This is a genomic window from Pelagibius litoralis (assembly GCF_011683915.1).
Taxonomy (GTDB): Bacteria; Pseudomonadota; Alphaproteobacteria; order Kiloniellales; family Kiloniellaceae; genus Pelagibius; species Pelagibius litoralis.
Window position 1 is genome coordinate 42655 of record NZ_JAAQPH010000014.1, and the last position, 13637, is coordinate 56291.

General features: G+C 57.5%; 12 protein-coding genes and 2 pseudogenes. 2 read left to right on the forward strand and 12 right to left on the reverse strand.

The window, feature by feature from the left end; genetic code table 11:
- Positions 1-65 precede the first annotated feature (65 nt).
- The 7 genes from HBA54_RS17680 to HBA54_RS17710 form a co-directional block, all read right to left on the reverse strand.
- On the reverse strand, positions 66-1502 hold the full coding sequence (locus HBA54_RS17680) for an amidase (protein ID WP_167227043.1): 1437 nt from the start codon (positions 1500-1502) through the stop codon (positions 66-68).
- Positions 1489-2487 carry an ABC transporter ATP-binding protein gene (locus tag HBA54_RS17685; RefSeq protein ID WP_167227045.1) on the reverse strand — a complete coding sequence of 333 codons (999 nt, stop codon included), beginning with the start codon at positions 2485-2487 and terminating at the stop codon, positions 1489-1491. Before HBA54_RS17685 ends, HBA54_RS17680 begins: the two co-directional genes overlap by 14 nt.
- Complete coding sequence (locus HBA54_RS17690) at positions 2484-3476, reverse strand: ABC transporter ATP-binding protein (RefSeq protein ID WP_167227047.1); 993 nt, start codon at positions 3474-3476, stop codon at positions 2484-2486. Before HBA54_RS17690 ends, HBA54_RS17685 begins: the two co-directional genes overlap by 4 nt.
- The gene (locus tag HBA54_RS17695; protein WP_167227300.1) at positions 3473-4276 is read right to left on the reverse strand and encodes an ABC transporter permease; all 804 of its coding nucleotides are present in this window, start codon (positions 4274-4276) and stop codon (positions 3473-3475) included. Before HBA54_RS17695 ends, HBA54_RS17690 begins: the two co-directional genes overlap by 4 nt.
- Before the next feature lie 80 nt (positions 4277-4356).
- The gene (locus HBA54_RS17700; RefSeq protein ID WP_167227049.1) at positions 4357-5373 is read right to left on the reverse strand and encodes an ABC transporter permease; all 1017 of its coding nucleotides are present in this window, start codon (positions 5371-5373) and stop codon (positions 4357-4359) included.
- Positions 5374-5420: 47 nt separating this feature from the next.
- Complete coding sequence (locus HBA54_RS17705; protein ID WP_167227051.1) at positions 5421-6950, reverse strand: ABC transporter substrate-binding protein; 1530 nt, start codon at positions 6948-6950, stop codon at positions 5421-5423.
- A gap of 31 nt (positions 6951-6981) precedes the next feature.
- Positions 6982-8229: a pyridoxal phosphate-dependent decarboxylase family protein gene (locus HBA54_RS17710; RefSeq protein WP_167227053.1), complete on the reverse strand. Its 1248-nt coding sequence runs from the start codon at positions 8227-8229 to the stop codon at positions 6982-6984.
- A 241-nt stretch (positions 8230-8470) separates the two neighbouring features.
- Between HBA54_RS17710 and HBA54_RS17715 the strand changes: the two genes are divergently transcribed.
- Together HBA54_RS17715 and HBA54_RS17720 are read left to right on the forward strand one after the other, a co-directional pair.
- Positions 8471-9214 (forward strand): GntR family transcriptional regulator, encoded by a 744-nt coding sequence (locus tag HBA54_RS17715; protein ID WP_167227055.1) that lies wholly within the window; start codon positions 8471-8473, stop codon positions 9212-9214.
- Positions 9215-9227: 13 nt separating this feature from the next.
- Positions 9228-9374 (forward strand): annotated as a pseudogene (locus tag HBA54_RS17720) (transposase); the annotation flags it as partial.
- Between the two features lie 250 nt (positions 9375-9624).
- Here the strand turns inward: HBA54_RS17720 and HBA54_RS17725 are convergent.
- The 5 genes and pseudogenes from HBA54_RS17725 to HBA54_RS17745 form a co-directional block, all read right to left on the reverse strand.
- A pseudogene (locus tag HBA54_RS17725) lies at positions 9625-9860 on the reverse strand (transposase); the annotation flags it as partial.
- A gap of 239 nt (positions 9861-10099) precedes the next feature.
- Positions 10100-10846: a winged helix-turn-helix domain-containing protein gene (locus HBA54_RS29705; RefSeq protein ID WP_167227057.1), complete on the reverse strand. Its 747-nt coding sequence runs from the start codon at positions 10844-10846 to the stop codon at positions 10100-10102.
- A gap of 546 nt (positions 10847-11392) precedes the next feature.
- Positions 11393-12166 carry an amino acid ABC transporter ATP-binding protein gene (locus HBA54_RS17735; protein WP_167227302.1) on the reverse strand — a complete coding sequence of 258 codons (774 nt, stop codon included), beginning with the start codon at positions 12164-12166 and terminating at the stop codon, positions 11393-11395.
- Complete coding sequence (locus HBA54_RS17740) at positions 12163-12933, reverse strand: amino acid ABC transporter permease (protein WP_167227059.1); 771 nt, start codon at positions 12931-12933, stop codon at positions 12163-12165. Before HBA54_RS17740 ends, HBA54_RS17735 begins: the two co-directional genes overlap by 4 nt.
- Positions 12930-13574, reverse strand: a complete 645-nt coding sequence (locus tag HBA54_RS17745) for an amino acid ABC transporter permease (RefSeq protein ID WP_167227061.1) — start codon at positions 13572-13574, stop codon at positions 12930-12932. Before HBA54_RS17745 ends, HBA54_RS17740 begins: the two co-directional genes overlap by 4 nt.
- Positions 13575-13637: the final 63 nt, after the last annotated feature.

Here is a 13637-nt window from a genome sequence, read left to right on the forward strand (position 1 = left end):
CTCACCGTCATGTCGAGAATCTTGGCATACCAAAAATATATTCCGCGAGAACGCCGGGGAATCGATCAGCCGCTCCCCGCGTGGATCGGCGGGCGGCGGCCAGCCCAAGGCATGGCCTCCTCCAAATCACGGGCGACGCGGACCAGCGTTGCTTCGTCGCCGAAGCGGCCAACAATTTGAACGCCGATGGGTAGCGCGTTGCTGCTTTGCGCCAGAGGTAGGGATACGGACGGATGGCCGGTTACGTTAAAGACGCCAAGGTGCTGGTATAGCGCGGCATCGGCGTCCATGTATTCTTCCGCCGAGAATGTATCGTTGGTCGCGCAATAGACGCCGCCATGCGGCAACGCCGTGACCGGCATGACCGGCGTTAACAGAATATCGAACGCCTCGATCGCCTCCCCCACGCTGGCCCGCATCTTGCGCACAGCCTCGTATACGTGGCCCGCGTGAGACAGCGGCAGATTCTTACCATGCTCGTACAGCTTGAGATTGACCGGCTCCAGCGTATCCGAGTTGATCTCGCGGCCCATGGCTCTCGCCGCCTCTTCAAGGGCTCCGGCTCTGATATCAGCCATGCCCAGCAATATCTCGCTGTAGTCTGCCGCCGCGTGCGGCGGGTCCATGTCCTCAACCGCATGTCCCATTTCCGCGAGAGCTTTGGCCGACGCCTCGACAGCGGCAAGGGTTTCCGGTTCGACATCGACGTCTCCCCATTTGGTTCTCGCAACCCCAACCCGCAGACAGCCAGTCGATTGCTTCAACTCCTCCACATAAGGGCGATCCGGTTGGACGATGATGAACGGATCGCCGGAAAAGGGCCCGGAAAATACATCCAGCGCCGCTGCCATATCGCGCACGGAACGGCAAAGCACGAAATTCCGGGAAAAACCAAAATTAGAATCCTGCCGGTCCGGACCGCTGGAGATGCGGCCGCGGGACGGGTTCAACCCGACAAGACCGCACCAGGATGCCGGTGTGCGGATGGAGCCTCCGCCATCGCCGCCGCTTGCAATGGGCACGATGCCCGCCGCGACCGCCGCCGCGGCCCCGGCGGATGAACCGCCCGCCGACAGTTTCAGGTCCCACGGATTGCCGGTGACTCCGTTAAGCATCGACTCGCTAAACCCCGAAATGCCAAACTCGGGGGTAGTCGTCCGCCCAAGCGTGCGCAAACCGCCTTCCCGGGCACGACGATAAAAGTAACTATCGGTTTTCGTCCGGCGCCCCTTGAACAGCCGGCTCCCCCCTTCCTGAAGGCGGCCCGCTTCGGTGCCCCCGAGATCCTTACGGAGAAACGGCACGCCATTGAACAATCCCGCATCGGCGCCAGCAACGGTTTCGGCGTCTTCGTAAAACTCTATAATCGCGTTGATTCGCGGATTAACGATGTCATGAGCCTCGCGGGCAAGCCTGGTCAATTCGAGTGCTGTCACCTCACCGGCACTCACCAGTTTTCCCAGCCCCGTGGCATCGTAATCGACGTATTCATCGAGCTTCATTCGCGATCTCCTCGACTTTTCCATCGTCTATTTCGAAAGACAGTGGATGGTGGCAAGCGTGGACGCGGGCTTGGTCCGCGTTTATCAACGCCGGAGCCAATGTCCGGCATTGATCGTCGCTCCAGTGGCAACGCGGCGCGAAGGCACATCCGTCTGGCCGGTTCAGGGGGCTTGGAATTTCGCCTCTGATGGTCACCAAGCCTCCGCGCTTGCCGGGATCGATGGTCGGCACCGCGTCAAGCAGCGCCCTGGTGTAGGGGTGACGTGGATCGGCGAATACTTCGTTGACGGGCCCGCTCTCAACGATCCGACCGAGATACATCACGACGATCCGGTCGGCGATGTAATCGACCGTGCCGAGATCATGGGTGATAAACAGGTAGCTGACGCCGGTATCCGCCTGCAGCGCTTTCAGCAGCTTCAGGATCTGAGCCTGCACGGACACGTCTAGCGCCGCCGTCGGCTCGTCTAGGATCAGCAGCCTCGGTTCCAGAGCCAGCGCCCTGGCGATGGCGACCCGCTGCATCTGCCCGCCGGAGAGTTCATGCGGATACCGGCGCATATGCTCCGAACCCAACCCGACCTGCTTCAGCAGTTCGACGATACGGCCGGACAACGTCTTGCCGCGCATGCGGAACGCCGTAACCAACGGCTCGCCGATGAGCGCGCGTACCCGCATCTTCGGGTTCAGCGAGGAATGTGGGTTCTGAAACACGACGCCGATGTCGCTACCGGCGCGCTTCGTCATCGCCCCGGAAGCCGGTTCTGTTTTGCCACCGTCGATGGCGATCGTCCCGGCGTCGGCGGGGACAAGACCCAGCAACGTCAACGCCAGCGTGCTCTTGCCGCAACCCGATTCGCCGACTACGGCTAGTGTCTCGCCGGCATAGATTTCGAAACCTACGTCGTCGACCGCCTTCAACACGCCATGCCGGGTCCCGTAGCTCTTGCACAGGCCCTCGACGGAGACTAGGGCCGCGTTCATGACGTAACCTTCGCGGCATCCCGGATGTCGCCGGCGCGATGACAGGCTACTTCGTGCGCACCGGCCATGACTTTGGTCCGAGGAATTGTTTGGGAACATAGCTCTATCGCCAACGCGCAGCGGTCATGGAAGGCACAGCCCGGCGGCGGGAAGGCCGGGTCCGGCACTTGGCCTGGAATCGAGTCGAGATCCCGCAGGCCGTGTCCGATCGTCGGCACCGTGTTCATCAGCTTCGCGGCATAGGGATGGCGGGGATTGTCGATGACATCCTCGACGGACCCGGTCTCGACGATCCGGCCGGCATACATCACCGCGACCCGGTTGCAGAGCTGAGACACGACACCGAGGTCATGGGTGATAAACAAGATGGTCAGGCCGGTTTTATCCGCCAACTCGCGCAGCAGCGAGATGATCTGCGCCTGGACCGTCACATCGAGCGCCGTGGTGGGCTCATCGGCGATCAGCAGTTTGGGGCGGCACGCCAGGGCGAGCGCGATCATTACCCGCTGGATCTGGCCACCCGAAAGCTGGTGCGGGTATTTGCTTAAGGCGAAGTCCGGGTCCGGCATGTGCACCGACGTCAACTCTTCCATAGCTATCATATAGGCGTCCGCCTTATCGCATGAGCGGTGAAGTCGGATGATCTCCGTCATCTGCCGGCCAACAGAGAAGAACGGGTTCAGCGAGCGCATCGGATTCTGGAAGATCATCGCCGCTTTGCTACCTCGTACCGCACCAAGCTCGGCGTCCGATCGACCGACGACCTCGTAACCATCGACCTTGATGCCGCCACTAACACTTCCGGGAGCCGGAACCATGCCAAGACAAGCCAATGCCGTCATCGACTTACCGCATCCCGACTCACCCACCAAGCCAAGAACGTCCCCAGCGTCGATGCGCATGTCGATACTGCGCAGGATCGTCGTGCTGCGCACTAGGCCGGGAAACGTGACCTCAAGCCCACTTATCTCCAGAACAGGATCGCTCATTCTCGGCGTCCATGTTTCGGGTCGAGGACGTCGCGCAGACCGTCGCCAACCAGATTGATGGCAAGCACGGTCAGAAATATCGCCAGTCCCGGACCAAGCGCCGTCCACCATTGATCGAGAAATTGGGTCCGTGCGGCAGCAGCCATCAAACCCCACTCGATGGTTGGCGGGCGGGCACCAAGTCCGATGAAGCTCAAGGATGCCGCGGCGAGAATTGCATAACCAAAATCCATCGAGCCTTGGACGATCACCGGCGTCAGCGAATTGGGCGTGACATGGCGCAGCATGATCCGCAGGTGACTCACCCCCATGGTCCGGGCGGCATCGATATAGAGCTCCTTACGCACCCGCATGACGGCACCGCGCACGATGCGCGCATACCAAGGGAACCAGGAGACGGCGAGTGCGATCATCGCGTTCCACAGGCCAGGCCCGAGAGCCGCGGTAATCGCAATTGGCAGAAGCAGCGGTGGAAACGCCAGGAATACATCAGAGATACGCATCAGCGCAGTATCGAGCTTCCCCCCGAAATAGCCCGACAACAAGCCTATAGGGGCGCCGATCAAAACGGCCAGAGCCACGACGCACACGCCGACCGTCAGGGAGATCTGAGCGCCGAACAGCACCCGCGAGAAAATGTCCCGGCCGAACTTGTCGGTTCCCATCGGATGATCGATACCCGGCGCCATCAGCTTGTTCGACATCACGATTTCGGCTGGCGAGTGCGGTGCTATCCATGGCGCAAGAATTGCGGATATCATCACCAGGAAGAATATCGATGCACCAGCGACAAAAAGCATGTTGTCCAAGATGAACGCCTTTACGCGCAAGCGCCAACTCGCGCGAAGAACAGTATTGTCGGGCTTCGTGGAAAATTCCGTCACTGCGTTCTTAACCTCGGATCAACAACGAAGTACAGCAGATCGACGATGAGATTGACCGACAGATAAATGCCGGCCAGGAACAACGTCGCGCCAAGCGAGGCCGGATAGTCGTTTGCTATGATGGAAAAAACTACGAATGCACCCAATCCTGGCCAATCGAAAATGAACTCGACGATCACAGCGCCGCCCAGAAGATTACCGTAGGTCAAGCCGATGACGGTCAGCATCGGGATCAGCGTGGCCTTCAGCGCATGGCGGTAATAGATCGACGATTTCGGCACGCCGTAGGCGAAGGCCGTGCGAATGTACTCTTCCTTTAGAACCTCGACCATCATGTTCCGGGTAATACGTGTCACCGTGGCCAGGAGCAATATGACCAAGGTCAATAGGGGTAGAGCAATGTGGGCGAGCGCATCACGGAAGCCGTCCCAGTTCCCCGTCAAAAGGGCATCGATGAGATATAGCTGGGTTATCGGTAATATCGGCGAATCGAGCGATACGATCGGGGCCACGCGACCCTGCAACGGCAGCCATCCGAGCGCTCCGTAAAATATCAACTGCAGAGCCATAGCCAGAATGAAGGATGGAATGGCAACACCCCCTACCGCGATTGCCCTGGCGACATTGTCGAGCATAGAATTTCGCCGCACCGCTGAAAGAACACCCAACGGGATCCCAACGAGCACGACCAGCACGATGGCAAGAGTGGTCAGTTCGAAAGTGGCACCCAGCCGGTCACTGACTTCGCTCAAGACAGGCTGACCCGTCCGCAGACTCCTGCCGAATTCACCCTGGGAAAGGTCGCTGACATAGTTGATGTATTGAACCGGAAGAGGCTGGTCCAAGCCCATCTCTGCCTCGGCGGCAGCGATCTGCTCGACAGTCGGGCGACCGCCGAGCATCAACTCCGCCGGTGAGCTGGGAAGTACGCGGCTCAGGATAAATGTGATGGTAACTACACCCAGAACGACACCCACCATCAGGATCAACCGCTGAACCACGTACTTCACCATTTGCTGTCCTACTACCCTCTTGAAAACTTGTCTATAATCCGCTGCGTTTATTTACTGAGGGCGTAGATGAACAAGGTTTCATATGCAGGGTTCGAGCTTTTATCCATACCCTTAAGGCTTGACGAGTGGGTAAAGACGCGATCCACATCCGCAAAGAATATGGCGGGCGTGTCTTTCATCAAAATGTCCTGCGCTGCAATGTAGGCTTTTGCTGACTCTTTTACATCGACGCCTTCTGCATCAATGGCGGTAGCAAGCGCTGCATCAAATTCCGCATTTTTATAACGCGAAAGATTGAAACCGGTGTTTTCCTTTCGGGTTTTGAACAGTGAATATAGCCAGTCAGACGGCGTCGGATAGGCTGGATACCAGACCATGCTATGCATGTTGGCAGCTGTACTAGCACTCCTAGCTTTGGTCATATATGCCTTGCTCACCTGCGGCAATAAATTCACCCGAACACCTACTTGAGCGGCATTCGCTTGGAACAGCTCAACAGCATCAATCTGTTCCTGATTGCTGTTCGAATACATGGCATCGATTTTCCAATCCTCTTTTGGAATCCCGGATTCCTCCAGCAGCTTCAAGGCTTTTTGAGGATCGAAGGAGCCGATATCGTATTTGCCATGTCCCCACATGGAGGCCGGTACTGGCCCCAACGGGCGCTTTGCATAGCCCTGAAATATGTCGTTCAGCACCGAGTCGTAGTTCCAAAGATGGACAAGGGCCTCGCGGAATTTTTTGCTGTCGGTGGGGTATTTCTGCATATTGAGCAGGTACATCTGATTGCGCCAACCAGAACTGGTAGCGACCGAAGTGTTCGGCAATGCATCCAGCGCCGCCAACTGGCTCACTGGTACGCGCACAACGTCAGCTTCGCCGGACTTGATCATCTGAACACGTGTTGAGGCCTCCGACACCACCGGGTGGATAACGCGATCGATTTGGCCGGGCTTCCAGCCGCCCCAATAGTCATCGAACTTGCTGATCACGGTCAGCTTGTTCGGCTCGTATTTTGTGAGCGTATAGGGCCCGGTGCCGATGGCGTTGCCTTCGTTCATCCAGTCGTGCCCTTTGTCGATCGCCGCTGGGCCAATCACGTAGGACCCGTACTGACCGCTGGCGACCAGATCGAACGCGATCGGTTTCTTGAACTTGAACACGGCGGTCCGGCTATCCGGTGTCTCAACGGTTTCAAGGTCCGCATAAAGATAGCCGGCGCCCTTGCCAAGATCTCTCGTATACTCGAAGGATTTCTTGACTACGGCTGAATCCAGCTGGGAGCCGTCGTGAAACTTGACACCATCGCGCAGCGTCACATTCCAAACCCTGCCGCCATCCGATTTACTCCACGAAACCGCGAGACGGGGCTTCACTTCCCCATCATCATACAGGAACAGGGTCTCGTAGATGTTTCCGAGGATGTAGGTCTCGGCACCGAAACTGACTGCGGGGTTCATATCCCTGTATGAAAGTTGCGTCGCCCAGGTGATGGTGTTCTCCGCCGTTGCGCTTTGGGGCAACAACAGAGGAGCACTCACGAAAATCGCGGCAAACAGCTTTGTTAGTCTCAGCATAGTCCGTCTTCCCATTTGGCTTTATTGCGGATCAGTAGGTGTTTTCGTCCAGTACACCGACGCGCCCAGAGCGTCGAACGTGACTCACCACGGATGCGAGATCCTCAAGATACTCGTCAACAATTGTCGCATGCACGGGGTTGAACATCAGATGAATAGCCGATGGCTCAGTGCAACGGCCGACGAACCAACCGCGTTCAGCCATCTTTTCGGCGATAGCGTTAATGTCGAGTTCCGGATCTACCGACCGATAGAGAAGAAAGGAAAGGTCGCTGGGCTCTATGACCTCTAGGCCGAGAATCGCCGCGATGCCCTCAGCGAACTTCGCCCTGGTGGCCATGATAGTCCGAGCGATATTCAGATAGCCCTCCTCACCGAGATAGTTTATGACTGCCCAAGCTGAGGCAACGGGACCGGCGGGGCGTGTTCCAAGAAAAGTATCGGTTGCGTATGTCCCACGCGGCCAATCCGAAAACTTGAAGCGCTGGTATTTTTGAAGACCGGCGTCGTGGAACAAGATCAGCGACGCGCCTTTAGCGGCAAATCCGTACTTGTGCAAATCCGCCGATATGCTCGTAACGCCATTTACGGCGAAGTCGAACGGCGGAATATCATAGCCGAGTCGCCGGACAAAGGGCGCCAGAAGTCCGCCGACGCAAGCGTCGACGTGCAACCAGACGCCCTTCGCCATGGCAAGGCGGGCGAGATCCTCAATCGGATCGAAGACCCCGTGAGGATAGGCCGGAGCCGACCCCACGATCATGATAGTATCGTCGTCGACCGCCCGCTCCATCGCGGCGACATCGGCGCGGAAATCAGCTCCGAGCGGTATACGAACAACGTCCATATTGAGGTAGTGGCTCGCCTTGTTGAAGGCCGGATGCGCGGATTGCGGCACGACGATCCTGGGCCTTCCGATTCCCGGTCGCTCGGCCCGCGCATGGTCGCGAGCTGTCTTTACTGCTTGGAAGATACTCTCGGTGCCGCCCGCGGTGAAGCTTCCACCTGCCGCCTCATCGGCTTGCAGCAAATGGAGAACCATGCCGATGACCTCACGCTCAAGCTTTTGCACACTTGGAAAGGCGAGCTTGCCAAGGCCATTTTCGATAAAGAACAGGGAGTATGCGTCTCGAGCCACTTGATACAGCTCTTCGTCGCGCCAATAAACGTACAGCGGAAGGCGTCCACGCTTCCAAGCATAGTCATCGGCCTTTGTAGCTTCGAGTTGCTGTTTTAGATCAACCCAAGTGCTACCGTTTTTAGGAAAGTGCGTCGTCATACATCAGGCTTCAATTCGAACGTTTTAACTCGATGTGGAAAACAGGCTGCGTAAGCCTTGAATCAGCATCACAGAATCAAACGATATCACAAAATAGATACACCATCATCATAAAACTTCCATCATTTCGTTACATAATCTTTACATTAACGATTCGATTCGCGAAAAGAAGCAGGGAAAAGCGGATAAAAGACACGGTCAGCCTAGACGCGCCGTGCAAAATCGGGTAACTGACCGTCGAATGAAAGAAAGCAAATCGTTGATGCCTCGGCCTGTTGAAAATGGCCATGTCTTGCGTGATCAAGTCTATGCCGATATCAGCAATGCTCTCATGATGGGACATTATGTGCCTGGCCAGAAACTGGTCATCCGTCAATTAGCGGAATCCTATGGTACGAGCCTGACCCCCGTGCGTGAGTGCCTAGGCCGGCTTGTCGCCGAGGGGGTGCTTGAAGGTGAAGCGAAGCGCTCGGTACGGGTGCCGCGCATGACCAGCGCAAGGGTCCGGGAACTGCGGGACATCCGCTTGGCGGTTGAAGGGTTGGCGGCGGCGCGTGCTGCGGAAAGGATCACACTGGACGAGGTCGCCCGGCTGCGGATAATCGCAAGCGAGATCATAGCGGCGCGGGAACGCGAAGATATTGCGACCGACGTGGCTAAGCTGGGTGAGTTCCAGTTTGGAGTCTACCGTGCTTCGGCGATGCCAAACCTCGTCAGAATTATCGAGAGCCTTTGGCTTCAGACCGGCCCATATCTCAGACTATTGTTTCCGAACTATATTCAAACTGTAACGGCAAGCCGAGGGGATTGGCGAGGCCGGCTTTGTGCCGCACTAGAGACCCGAGATGTGGAAGTAGCACGACGTGAGATAGAGGCCGATGTTGGCGAGGCTCTTGAATACTTGATTACTCTCGTTGATGCAGCTGATGTTATCGGGTCAAATATTGGAAGGGTGGTTGGTTTGGGCACCAAGAAAGCGTCATGAGAAACTGCAGATCCCTGAATGCGTCCGGCGCATCATCTACACGACAAACGCCATTGAGGCGCTGAATTCCAAGCTGCGCAGGGCCGCCAGACCCAGTGGGCACTTCCCCTCTGACGAGGTCTCGCTGCAAAGCAAAATAATCGCTGCCAATTATGCCGCGATGACCCCTCGATCAGTGCTCAAAAAACCCTTGTTAACCGAGGACCAATGAGGCCTGTGCACGGGTGGTCCTTTCTGTTTGATTGTCAACGAACTATGGGATTGCGGCTGGCCTTCAGCTGTCGCGCCGGCTACAACTTCCATCTGCTCATCAGATGGTTCAAGGCGCTTTTCGCCCCCTGATCCAAGCGATCCTCAGAAGCGCATTAATACCTCAAACCGCCTGAAATTAGCCCTGCGCGAAATCTTCACAGACGACTATCTAACGATAAGTCCGCAACGATCTTCTTCAGTCGGGTGTTCCGCTGCTCCAACTCGCGCAACCGCTTCATCTCGCTCGGCATCAGACCGGCATACTCATCTTTCAATTAAAGTAGGTCGCCTGGCTGATCCTAGCCTCGCGACAAACCCGTGCTACCGGCACACCGTCCTCACCTTGCTTAACGATGGACGCTTTCTGCGCGTCCGATAACCTGGAGGCCTTCATCTGTCTCCGCTCCTTCCCCAGCCAGGAAAATGGTGCGGAAAACTCTAACCCAAATCGAGGGCATTTCCGGGAAGCAGATCACGAGCCATTGATATGGCTTTTCCAAGCGGTCTACTGCCAACACCCTCAGTCATCAGCGCGGGAATAGAATCTGAAATCGAAGTAAAGACACAGGAACAGTGCCAAACTCCTAGATCTTACGAGTCTCACCCGCTTCCTACTCTAACGCTGGCGGAATCTCATTTGGCAATCGTAGTATCGTCTGCAGGATTCACGGTTAGAGCGTAGCCGACCGACCTGATGGTGCGTATCAGTTCTTGATCGGGAGCAGAGCCGAGCGCCTTGCGCAGACGGCCGACGTGAACGTCTACAGTCCTCGGCCCGACGTGCACGTTGTCCTTCCAAGCCGCGCTGTGCAGCTCTTCCCGTGTCACGACCTGTTCAGGGTGTTCCAGGAAGTGTCGCAGCAGCTTGAACTCCGTCGGGCTCAGATGAATAGTGCGGTCAGCGCGGCGGACCCGGTAGGTGGAGAGATTCATCTCCAGATCGGCATAGCACATTGCCACTACGATGGAAGTCTGCGCCCCATTTATGGACCGACCACGATCGAGCATTGAGCGTACACGCTCGATCAGCTTGGCCGGCCAAACCGGCCTGATGAAGGTGTCTTCGATCCCGCACTTTATCAGATCGACGTAATCTCTTTCTGCGCCCTGATCCATCAGGGCGATGACTGGAATGCCCTTCGTCCGAGCGTCGAGCTTCAAAGGGGCGCAGACTTCGGGTGCGGAAATCGCGCGGGTGCGGCAGTCCATCAGGATCGCATCCGGCTTCCGCTCCACCGCAGACTGCAGGGTTTCATCAAGGTCAACGGAGAGATGTGTTGCAAGGTGTTCAGCCTGAAAGACGTGATCCAAAAATAAATAGAAATCGACATCTTCTGAGTAAACCAAAATCAAGGGTTTTGCCTGAGCTTCTTGGCCCACTTCTTCCTCCCTCAAAATACCGCCGGCGGTAGGCGCTTGGCGTAAAAAAGAGACGAGAGACTACAACCATGTCAGGAAAAACAACTTACCCGCACTTCGTTACCATTCGCAGGGCAACGGCTGCCAGGTACCCCAATATAGCCTCCCTGTTCACGGATCATTCGGGCGCCGCCAGCCTGCGATCACCCCCTAAAGGCCCTCGCCTTTGACCAACCAAAAAACGTATACTAACAAACTCGGATCAACGTGAATATTATGCAACCCTGAATCTATAAAAGGAACGATGTTTCTCCCCATGGTCACAGAAATTTCTTTTCTGGCCGAGACAATCTACTCGCTGTGTAAAGTTTTCATAGTTGAAGCGAGATGAAAATCCTATTCAGCTATCTTTTCCACCTAAGACCGGGACAGAAAGTCTGTCGCGCGGCGACGAACCCGTCGCGTCGCAACGAATGGCACCGTCAAACCTTCTCCACACGATCTTGCGCGTCGGTGATGCGCGATTCTCCCGCTCAGCGTGGCCCGAAGCTGCACAATCTAAGGTGGTCAGTGAGATAAGATCTTGCTCAAAAAAGCCTTGGTGCGCTCGTCTCGAGGTGTTTTGAAAAATCGCTCCGGATCGTTCTCTTCGACGATCCGGCCATGATCCAGCAAGGCGATACGATCGGCGACGCGGCGCGCGAAGCCCATCTCGTGGGTGACGACCATCATGGTCATGCCGTCGCGGGCAAGATCGGTCAGAACGTCCAGAACCTCTTTGATCATTTCTGGATCGAGGGCCGAGGTCGGCTCGTCGAACAGCATAATCTTCGGATCCATGGCCAGCGCCCGGGCGATCGCCACGCGTTGCCGTTGCCCGCCAGAGAGTTGCGCCGGATGTTGCTTGGCTTTCTCCGGAATTCCGACGCGCTCCAGCAACGCTTGCGCTTTCCCCTCAGCCTCCGCCCTCGACAAGCCGCGGACCTTCATCGGCGCAAGGGTGATGTTGCCGAGCACGGTCAGGTGGGGATAGAGATTGAAATGTTGGAACACCATGCCGACCTCGGCGCGCAGTTCGCGCAAATCGGGGAAGCGTCCGTTCAACAGCCTGCTGAGCACCGTCAGCCGTCCAGCGCCGATGGGCTCAAGGCCGTTGACGCAGCGTACAAGCGTGCTCTTCCCCGAACCGCTCGGACCACAGATCACAAGAACCTCCCCCTGGCGGACCGAAAGGTTGATATCCCGCAGCACATGCAGATCGCCGAAATGCTTTTGCACGCCGGCGAACTCCACGACGAGCTGCGGCTTGGCCGAATTGTCTGGCGAGGAGGAAGCGGTCATTCGACGAGAAGGTACTTCGGATCGAAGCGGTGGACCACCCAGGTGAGCAGCCAGCAGCACAGGAAATAGCCGACGGCCATGGTAAGATAGAGAGCGTAGGGCGCGAAGGCCGAGTTGTTGACAATGGTGACGGCGCGAAAGAACTCAATGACGCCGATGACGTAGACGAGCGAGGTTGTCTTGAACAGCGAAACCAGCTGCGCCACAAGAGCGGGAACCATATTGCGCAGGGCTTGGGGCAAGACGACATAGACGAAGGCCTGTCCCCGGCTCAGCCCGGCCGAAAGGGCGGCATCCCACTGCTCCTTCGGCACCGAATAAAGTCCGCCGCGGATGACCTCCGCGAGATAGGCTGCTGCAATGACGCTCAAGGCAGCGACCGCCGCCGTCCAATTCGACACCGCCTGCCCGATCAAGGCCGGGAAAGCAAAAAATATCCAGAACACGATCATCAGCTCTGGCGTGGCCCGAACGACCTCGATCACGGCAACGGCGGCATGGCGCAGACCAACCGGGCCGTAAACGCGGGCCACGGCAAGCGGCACCGCCGCCAGCGCACCGAGCCCGATGGACGTCAGGGCCAGTACCCAGGAAATCGCCAACCCTTTGAGAAGAAACGGAGCGCTCTCCCAAACCACGGCCCAGCCGAGATCGCGCGCCATCCAGGCAGCCCAGAGCACCACGGCCAGCAACGTCAAACGCCAGTAACGCTCTTTCACATCGATGCTGGCGCGAACGGCGCCACCGGCCATGGCGATCGAGGTCACGCCAGCCTCCTGTCCACCAGCCGTTGTGCGCCCGCCATAGCGGCGGCGACACAGAGAACGATCAGCAGATAGAGCAGCGTCACGGTCGAGGCCGCCTCAACGCCGCGAAAGGTCTCATGTTCGATCCTCTGGGTCATAAAGGTCAGATCCTGAAGCGCGATCAGCATGACGACCGACGAGTTCTTTACGACCTGCGTGTACTGCGTCGTCATCGGCGGAATCATCGCGCGCAGCGCCTGCGGCAGGAGCACCCAGCCGAAGACCTGGCGGGTGCTCAGGCCCGAGGCCAAAGCGGCCTCGGTCTGTCCATAGGGGACCGACCGCAGTCCCGCCGCCGTCACGTCGGCGATATAGGCGGAGCGATGGAGAATGAGGACGACAATGCCGGCGGGCAGCGCATCGAGCCCGAGGATGAAATGCGCGAAAAAGAGTTTAACGACGATCGGGATGTTGCGCAGGACTTCGACGTAAAGCCCTGTCAAACGCCGGACAAGGAAACCCGGTAAGGTGCGAAGACAGCCAACCGCGACCCCGACAAGCGTCGCGCCGACCATGGCGATAAGCGATATCCGAACGGTCAGCCACAACCCGCGCAGCAGGTCGGCGCGATAATCCCAGATGATATACCAATCGAGGTCCATGAAACCGGTACCGCGCAGAGGCTTTCGTGGAAAACGGATTGAACCGCGGACGCTGGCCTTCCG

Excerpts from the sequence above, each read along its gene's own strand:
- HBA54_RS17680 (WP_167227043.1), bottom strand. The coding sequence starts at position 1,502 with ATGAAGCTCGATGAATACGTCGATTACGATGCCACGGGGCTGGGAAAA.
- HBA54_RS17685 (WP_167227045.1), bottom strand. The coding sequence starts at position 2,487 with ATGAACGCGGCCCTAGTCTCCGTCGAGGGCCTGTGCAAGAGCTACGGG.
- HBA54_RS17690 (WP_167227047.1), bottom strand. The coding sequence starts at position 3,476 with ATGAGCGATCCTGTTCTGGAGATAAGTGGGCTTGAGGTCACGTTTCCC.
- HBA54_RS17695 (WP_167227300.1), bottom strand. The coding sequence starts at position 4,276 with ATGCTTTTTGTCGCTGGTGCATCGATATTCTTCCTGGTGATGATATCC.
- HBA54_RS17700 (WP_167227049.1), bottom strand. The coding sequence starts at position 5,373 with ATGGTGAAGTACGTGGTTCAGCGGTTGATCCTGATGGTGGGTGTCGTT.
- HBA54_RS17705 (WP_167227051.1), bottom strand. The coding sequence starts at position 6,950 with ATGCTGAGACTAACAAAGCTGTTTGCCGCGATTTTCGTGAGTGCTCCT.
- HBA54_RS17710 (WP_167227053.1), bottom strand. The coding sequence starts at position 8,229 with ATGACGACGCACTTTCCTAAAAACGGTAGCACTTGGGTTGATCTAAAA.
- HBA54_RS17715 (WP_167227055.1), top strand. The coding sequence starts at position 8,471 with ATGAAAGAAAGCAAATCGTTGATGCCTCGGCCTGTTGAAAATGGCCAT.
- HBA54_RS17735 (WP_167227302.1), bottom strand. The coding sequence starts at position 12,166 with ATGACCGCTTCCTCCTCGCCAGACAATTCGGCCAAGCCGCAGCTCGTC.
- HBA54_RS17745 (WP_167227061.1), bottom strand. The coding sequence starts at position 13,574 with ATGGACCTCGATTGGTATATCATCTGGGATTATCGCGCCGACCTGCTG.